The sequence below is a fragment of the Peribacillus sp. 05N428 genome (genome assembly GCF_056397085.1).
This window is the reverse complement of sequence record NZ_JBFTMS010000032.1, coordinates 47,050-54,080: the sequence shown is the minus strand read 5'-3', so window position 1 is coordinate 54,080 and position 7,031 is coordinate 47,050. Positions and strand designations below refer to the sequence as shown.

Below are 7,031 nucleotides of genomic sequence, written 5' to 3'. Positions count from 1 at the left end.
CGGACACGGTGGTGGTCATGGCGGCGGTCAATGGGACGGACACGGTGGTGGTCATGGCGGCGGTCAATGGGACGGACACGGTGGTGGTCATGGCGGCGGTCAATGGGACGGACACGGTGGTGGTCATGGTGGCGGTCAATGGGACGGACACGGTGGTGGTCATGGCGGCGGTCAATGGGACGGACACGGTGGCGGTCATTGGGAACACGGACAATGGATTCCACGCTGTAGGAGAGTATGGGTTCCCGGATTTGGTTGGACTTGGATTTGTAGATGATGAAAAAAAAGACAGCTTATGGCTGTCTCTTTTTTTGCTTTTTCTTCGTTTTGTCCATTAACTCCAATTACCAGTATGCTTGTTTTCCTACTCCCCATCTGATGTTCAAATTCCTTCAAACTACATCTCTTCATATTATTGATTTCTATCCATTGAAAACCTTGATTTAACAAGTTAAACAAACCATCAGGACTTATTCCCTAATGGGTTTTGTAGAAATAAGACTTTTTTACTCATCCTTAATAAGTTACCGAGAAGATAAGCAAACTATACCATATTACAGCTGTACGGAATCTACCTTGGCTTAGTACGCTACAAATTAATCCAGGTAGTAAAAAGGATAAATGTATATCGCTTAATCAAAATGTAACGGGGTGATGTTTATGAGAATGAAAAAAGCATTTATAGGTCTCTCACTCTTATGTATGATTGTTCCTGGTATTGCCAAGTCAGCCGATTCTTTAAATTCCGTTGCTGAAAATGATCGGAGCAGTATCGTTGCAAATTGGAAATTCACAAAACAACATGTTAAAAGCGGTTCAATCGATAAAGGTAATTTAATTATTGAAGATACAACCAAACAAGGAAATGATATAGAGTTAGTGACGATAGGTGACCCTGCATCACCCGAATTAAAAAATATGTTGAAATGGTCTGAAGAAGATTATTATGCTCAAGATAAAGTTGATAGCTTGAAATTCGCCAATTACGAAAACGCCCCTGCAGGAAGATATTTTAAAACCAAACGGGATGCACCTATCAATTCAGAGAATTTCGATAGGGGTTTTACCATTGAATTTGTATTTAAGATGCCAAGGAAACCCAAAAGTGACATGGGGCTTTTTTCAAGACAAGGACAGGCGGCAGATCTTAATAAAATGGAAGGAGAGAAAAAAATCCTTTCTGCTTTATCTATATCCAGTGATCAAAAATTGCACTGGACAAGCCATCCATCCAATTTAAACTATAATGTAAGCAATTGGTCTCGTTCTTTGAATGCTGGTGAATGGTACCATTTGGCAGTCGTTAATGATGGTAGCACAACGACTCTAACTTTAAATGGCGTTAGTGATTATGGAGAATCAGAAAGGGCCATAGGTATTGCAGCATTAAAAGGTAAAGGCTGGAATATCGGTGCAACAGAGTTAGGAAATAAGTTAGATGCACTTTTCGCAGGGAATATTCAGGAAATACGAATTGCCAATAGGGCATTAACTGAAAAAGAATGGCTAGTACAGGATGCTCGTGACGATGAACCCTTTGAAGGATCAAACAAGTCCTTTCCCATTCTAACGAATAAGAAGAATTATAATTTCCTTTTTGTTCCAGATACCCAGAAATATTCAAGCCAAAATCCTGAGATTTTCAATAGCCAAATGAACTGGATATCCACTAACACCAAGAAGAACAATATTATCATGAATACATTTGTTGGGGACATTGTCGATAGTGATTCAGAAAAACAATGGCAGAATTCACTCAGAGCCATTTCCCTTTTGGAAAAAAAGGAAATTCCATATATGATGGCGGCTGGGAATCATGACTATGCTGCCGGAGATCCTTTTTTAACACATTATGGGCCACAGCGTTTTATGAATAAAAAATACTATAAGGGGTCGGCCCCCTCTGGGTATAGCTCATATGCAATCGCTAAGGCAGGGAGTTATGAATACTTAGTTTTAATCGTGGATATGAAAAATCTGCATAAGGACTTGGAATGGTCAAAAAAAGTTCTGGAACGGCATAAAGATAAACCGACAATCCTCGTCTCACATGATATTATTTTTCCGAAAGTTAAAGATGATAAAACCATTGCCGTCGATTCGACCAATGGCCGGCTGATATGGAATGAACTTGTAAAGAACCATAATCAAGTGTTCATGACGGTTAATGGACATTTTTATGGGATAGCGCATCGGGTAAAACAAAACTCAGCAGGAAATGATGTCATTCAAATGCTGGTCAATTACCAAACGAATTATCGAGGGGGAAATGGCTGGCTAAGACTTGTAGAATTTGATGAAAAGAAAAATGTATTATTATTCCGGACTTATTCCCCATATGTCGATGGAATGACTAGGAAAGAAAAGTCCTATATTGATTATAAATTTTTAACAGGTGAAAATAATTCATTTAAATTGGATTGGGACTTTAAGCATAGATTTAATTTCAGGTAATGAACAGGGCGGAAAAATCCAATTCCCCAGGTGTATTTGATTGACCTCATCAACCTGGGTGAATTCCTTTTATTGGGCTGCCCTCCTATGTGTTGAGCCGTCCAAGAAGGATAGACATACATTCATGATGACCTGGAATGCCGCTATTTTTTCTGGTTTTCATGCTGCTTTTTTCACCACTGATTTATACTTTCCGAAACCATTAACGACAAGGACCCCCAATATCGCAATACTGCCGCCAATGACTGAAAGGGTACTAGGTACCTCCTGCAGCCAAACCCAAGCGACGAAAATGGCAATCACAGGTTCAATGTACAACAAACTGGAAACGGAACTGGCTTTTCCTAATGATAAAGCGATTGCCCAAGTTACATAACCGATGGCCGCAGGGAAAATACCAACAAAAACCGCTGATAAATGACCTTCCAAAGTAGCTTGTTGAATTTCTTGAAATAGCCCAGGAAAAAATATAAAAAAGGGTATTGTACCGATCCATGTGAAATAAGCTGTCAACTCAATCGGATTATAACGGCTAAACAGTGGCTTTTGGAAAACAAAAAACACCGCAGAAGCAATAGCTGACATCAGTACTAAAAAAGCTCCTTCAGAAATATTCAGGGAAGGGCCTGCGGTACCTAATGTTATTAAGGTGATCCCTGTGAATCCAATTCCTAAACCAATCCATCCGTATAGTCCAAGGCGTTCTTTTAAAACGAACGCAGCAATGATCGCGATGAAGACAGGTGCTGAACCGATCAGCATTCCAGCCGTTCCCGCCGAAACTGTTTGTTCCCCGAATGTCACCCCGATATGGTAAATACTAATACCAATAAATGCAAGGATCGAAATCCTTAACAAATCCTCTTTTTTCGGGAGTCGAAATTTCACCCCAGGCCAGAGAGCATATAGGATAAAAACCCCTGATGCTATAAGATAACGAACAAGTACCAAATGGCCGGCTGAATATCCGCCATGTAAGCTTGCACGAATAGCAGCGAATGTAGATCCCCAAATAATAACTGTAATAGATGCCAATAAAAATGCCTTTGTGTTCAAAACCTATTCCTCCCAACCATTCCCTATAAACTGAAGGTATCATGGATACGTGAGAACTTCAATAAATTTTCTATCTCGCTGTGAAGTGTCACAGTAAAATAACGAATTAAAGCACTATCTGTCAGTAATCATCGCCGACGAAGTAAATACCAGATAGGCTTGGAAAGGAAATCTTTTTTGATCCCGCTTAGAAAAGCATGCTAAACAAAAGCTGCTTCGTATAGGAAGCACCTTTTGTTTAGACTGTAGACAAACTCGATATAAGATTGCCTATATTTTTTTGAGTGAGTGTAAAATATGAACGTTGAATTCCACTCCAGGCACTCGCTTTCCGCGGGCGGTCCGGGAGCCTCCTCGGCGCTCTTTGCGCCTGTGGGGTCTCCCTTGGCCTCGCTTTTCCCGCAGGAGTCTCGTACCTTCCGTTCCAATCAACTTTGTTTAAAAATTCAGGTGGAAACCCTTTTGTCTACAAACTTGTTTACAATTAATTTTTCCAAATTAAAGCTTACTTGAAATATTGTCTTGAGACTTTTACACTGTAACCGTTTTGTGCTGCAATACTGAAAAATAACGTTTAAAGTGTAAATTTAATTAACTATTTTCTGGTTTCCAAGATGAAAAGCGTCTTTCAATAATGCCTAATAATGAAGTAAGAATGATTCCCGTAATCGTAATGACCAACACGCCAACAAACATGCGATCTGTTTGTAGATTTTGTCCATTGCTTGTCAATTGGTATCCGATACCAGCTGTCGAAGCGAATAATTCACCTACAACCACTGCAATTAATCCTTGACCGATACCTAAGCGAATACCGTTTAAAAGGAATGGTACCGTCGAAGGCAATGCAATTGTTTTAAAAATTTGAAATTCACTTGCACTAAATGTCCTTGCTGCTTTTATTAAGTTTTGATCTAATGTTAACATAGCTTTTTGAGCGCTCATCACTATTGGAAAGAAGGCCATCAAAAATACGATAACAATTTTTGATGCTGGTCCTATTCCGAATGCGATGATGATCACTGGTAATAGGGCGACTTTAGGAGTTACATATAGTCCTGAAATGAAAGGGTTAACTACAGCATTAAAGGTAGAATTCCAACCCGATAACACACCAATTGGGATTCCAATAAGTATGGCTAAAACAAAGCCTGAAACAAATTCGTAACCACTTACCTTCATATTTTCCCAAAAGGAAACTTCTTGGACCATTAAAACTGCCGCGTGTGCAATTTCAATTGGTGAGCTAATGAACAATGGATTTATCCATTCATTTTGAGAGGCTGCTTCCCAAAGCAACAGGAATAGTAAAACAGACGCAACACTGATAAAAAATGACTTTTTTTCTTTTTTCATTTTCTTCGCCTTTTTTATCTTGTGCTTTGATTGTGTAAGTTCTATCATACCCTTCGTCATAGTATTCTCCTTTCACATTAATTATTTTTCTTTATTATCGAAACCTTGTTTTGAAGACTCCTGTTCAATAATGGACCAAATATGATCAACAAACTCTAAAAATTCCGGGCTGCGCTTCACATGGAGATCTCTCGGTCTAGGTATATCTACATCCACAACCTCCACTACACGTCCTGGTCTTGCCCCAAAAACAAAAACTCTATCAGCTAAAAATACCGCTTCATCAATTTGGTGTGTAATGAAAAGACTTGTCTTTTTTGTCTCATCCCATATTCTAAGTAACTCACCTTGCATAAATTCCCTAGTTTGTGCGTCCAGTGCCGAAAATGGTTCATCCAGTAAGATTAATGACGGGTTTACCGTTAATGCCCGAGCCAAGTTTACCCGTTGCTGCATCCCCCCTGACAATTCATGTGGATAATGGTTTTCATAACCTTTTAAACCGACCATTTCAATAAATTCATGGGCCTCTTTCTTTTTCTCTGCGGTTATTTGCTTTAACAGTTCAACTCCATAAAGAACATTTTCCAAAACAGTTCTCCAAGGTAAAAGACTCGGGTTTTGAAAAACCATTGCCCTGTCCTTGCCGGGACCATCAATTTTTTGCTGATCTAATAGAATTTCACCCTTACTTGGCTTAAGTAATCCAACTACAGTATTTAAAAAAGTGGTTTTTCCACAGCCGCTCGGCCCAACAATACATATAAATTCACCATCTTTGATATTCAAGTTTATATTCTGCAGAGCAATCACTTCTGTACCAGTTTTATTGTTTACGTAAGTAACATCTAAAAAACGAGTAGACAATTTGAAATTTTCCAGTTGTGCATTTTCCATCTTACCTATCATCTCCTTTCTATCTAATTATTTTTTAAATGCTTCTTCTATATAACTATTTGTCCAAATAACATCTTCAGTAGTATCCTGTTTAGTAGAAACGCCTGACAACTTGCCGAATTCAACTAATGGATCCTGGGCATTATCCCAAGCTTCTTGATTCATTTCCCCATAGCCTTTAAAAGTGTTTTTCAATCCGATTAGTGATTCCTCTAGGATATCAACATCAATTCCATCAAAATAAGATACGATTGATTCGGCAGATTCTCTTGGATTATTACGTGTGAATTCCATACCTTTACCTATTGCCCAAACTACTTTCAAAGATGTTTCCTGATTTTTTTCTAAATATTCCTTTTTAGCAAAAACAGCTTCCCAAACCATATTCCCATACATTGGCTCTTCACTTGTATTGATTACAATCTCACCAACATCTTTACTCTCCGCCTGTAAACCCATTGGAGGCGATGCTATACCACCGTCAACAATCCCCTCCTGCATACCGCCAATCTTCGATCCATCTCCTGCTAATTTGACAGTTTTAAGCGTATCGGGGTCAACATCATGCATTTGCATTAAATAGCGGGTGTATACGTCCCCAGAATCACCAACAAGGTTTGTACCAATAGTTGCCCCATCCAATGAAGCAACTTTATCTTCAAATGATGAGTCTTTAGAAACATTCTTTTTCTTTAGATATTGTTCAGAGAGTGTAATTTGATAGGTTAGCGCCGAATTTAATGATTGAATAGCCAATAAATCCTCACCTTTGTCAAGAGGTGTGAACATACTTCGAGGACCTGAGACCGCAAATTGAGCCTCACCTGATAATACCGAAGCAATTACTTGTGCTCCTCCACCACCAGAAACAATTTCAGCTTCAATTCCTTCCTTTTCAAAATATCCTTGCTCGATGGCTACATATAATGGGGCAACCGACAACAACCGTGCAGGTTCCGTAAAAGTAACCTTTACCGTTTCCCCTCCTGAATTTCCTTTATTTTCTAGTGTTGTTTCGTCACTTGAACCGCATGCAGATACTATTAACACCAAACAAAGCAGAACGAACGCCAATTTATTCTTAAACATATTACTTACCTCCCTAAGTCTTTTTTACTTAATTCCTAACTTTTAGAACACTATTAAAAATTGTCCATTAGACATACATCCCCCCTAAATGGTTTTATATATAAAACATAATTTCATATACACATCAATTCTAAATCAGCAGTCCCATTTGGGTCAATTGTAATTTTGTAAAATTTAGA

6 protein-coding genes are annotated in these 7,031 nt (G+C 38.8%); 2 read left to right on the top strand and 4 right to left on the bottom strand.

Annotated elements, in window-relative coordinates; all coding sequences use genetic code 11:
* Both AC1DIV_RS22720 and AC1DIV_RS22715 read left to right on the top strand, forming a co-directional pair.
* Positions 1–277: hypothetical protein (locus AC1DIV_RS22720; protein ID WP_477577442.1), on the top strand; the 277-nt coding region annotated here is incomplete at its 5' end.
* A 383-nt stretch (positions 278–660) separates the two neighbouring features.
* Positions 661–2,454, top strand: a complete 1,794-nt coding sequence (locus tag AC1DIV_RS22715) for a laminin G domain-containing metallophosphoesterase family protein (protein ID WP_340875946.1) — start codon at positions 661–663, stop codon at positions 2,452–2,454.
* 159 nt (positions 2,455–2,613) lie between these two features.
* On the opposite strand, the gene AC1DIV_RS22710 is transcribed toward AC1DIV_RS22715, so the two are convergent.
* The 4 genes from AC1DIV_RS22710 to AC1DIV_RS22695 form a co-directional block, all read right to left on the bottom strand.
* Complete coding sequence (locus AC1DIV_RS22710) at positions 2,614–3,510, bottom strand: DMT family transporter (RefSeq protein WP_340875944.1); 897 nt, start codon at positions 3,508–3,510, stop codon at positions 2,614–2,616.
* 591 nt (positions 3,511–4,101) lie between these two features.
* Positions 4,102–4,866, bottom strand: coding sequence for an ABC transporter permease (locus AC1DIV_RS22705; protein ID WP_161798615.1), 765 nt, complete (start codon positions 4,864–4,866; stop codon positions 4,102–4,104).
* An 81-nt stretch (positions 4,867–4,947) separates the two neighbouring features.
* On the bottom strand, positions 4,948–5,763 hold the full coding sequence (locus AC1DIV_RS22700) for an ABC transporter ATP-binding protein (RefSeq protein WP_340875942.1): 816 nt from the start codon (positions 5,761–5,763) through the stop codon (positions 4,948–4,950).
* A 27-nt stretch (positions 5,764–5,790) separates the two neighbouring features.
* Positions 5,791–6,852 (bottom strand): ABC transporter substrate-binding protein, encoded by a 1,062-nt coding sequence (locus tag AC1DIV_RS22695; protein WP_340875940.1) that lies wholly within the window; start codon positions 6,850–6,852, stop codon positions 5,791–5,793.
* Positions 6,853–7,031: the final 179 nt, after the last annotated feature.

Bases quoted from the DNA above. Each gene is read 5' to 3' on its own strand.
- AC1DIV_RS22715 (WP_340875946.1), top strand. From the start codon at position 661: ATGAGAATGAAAAAAGCATTTATAGGTCTCTCACTCTTATGTATGATT.
- AC1DIV_RS22705 (WP_161798615.1), bottom strand. From the start codon at position 4,866: ATGAAAAAAGAAAAAAAGTCATTTTTTATCAGTGTTGCGTCTGTTTTA.
- AC1DIV_RS22700 (WP_340875942.1), bottom strand. From the start codon at position 5,763: ATGGAAAATGCACAACTGGAAAATTTCAAATTGTCTACTCGTTTTTTA.
- AC1DIV_RS22695 (WP_340875940.1), bottom strand. From the start codon at position 6,852: ATGTTTAAGAATAAATTGGCGTTCGTTCTGCTTTGTTTGGTGTTAATA.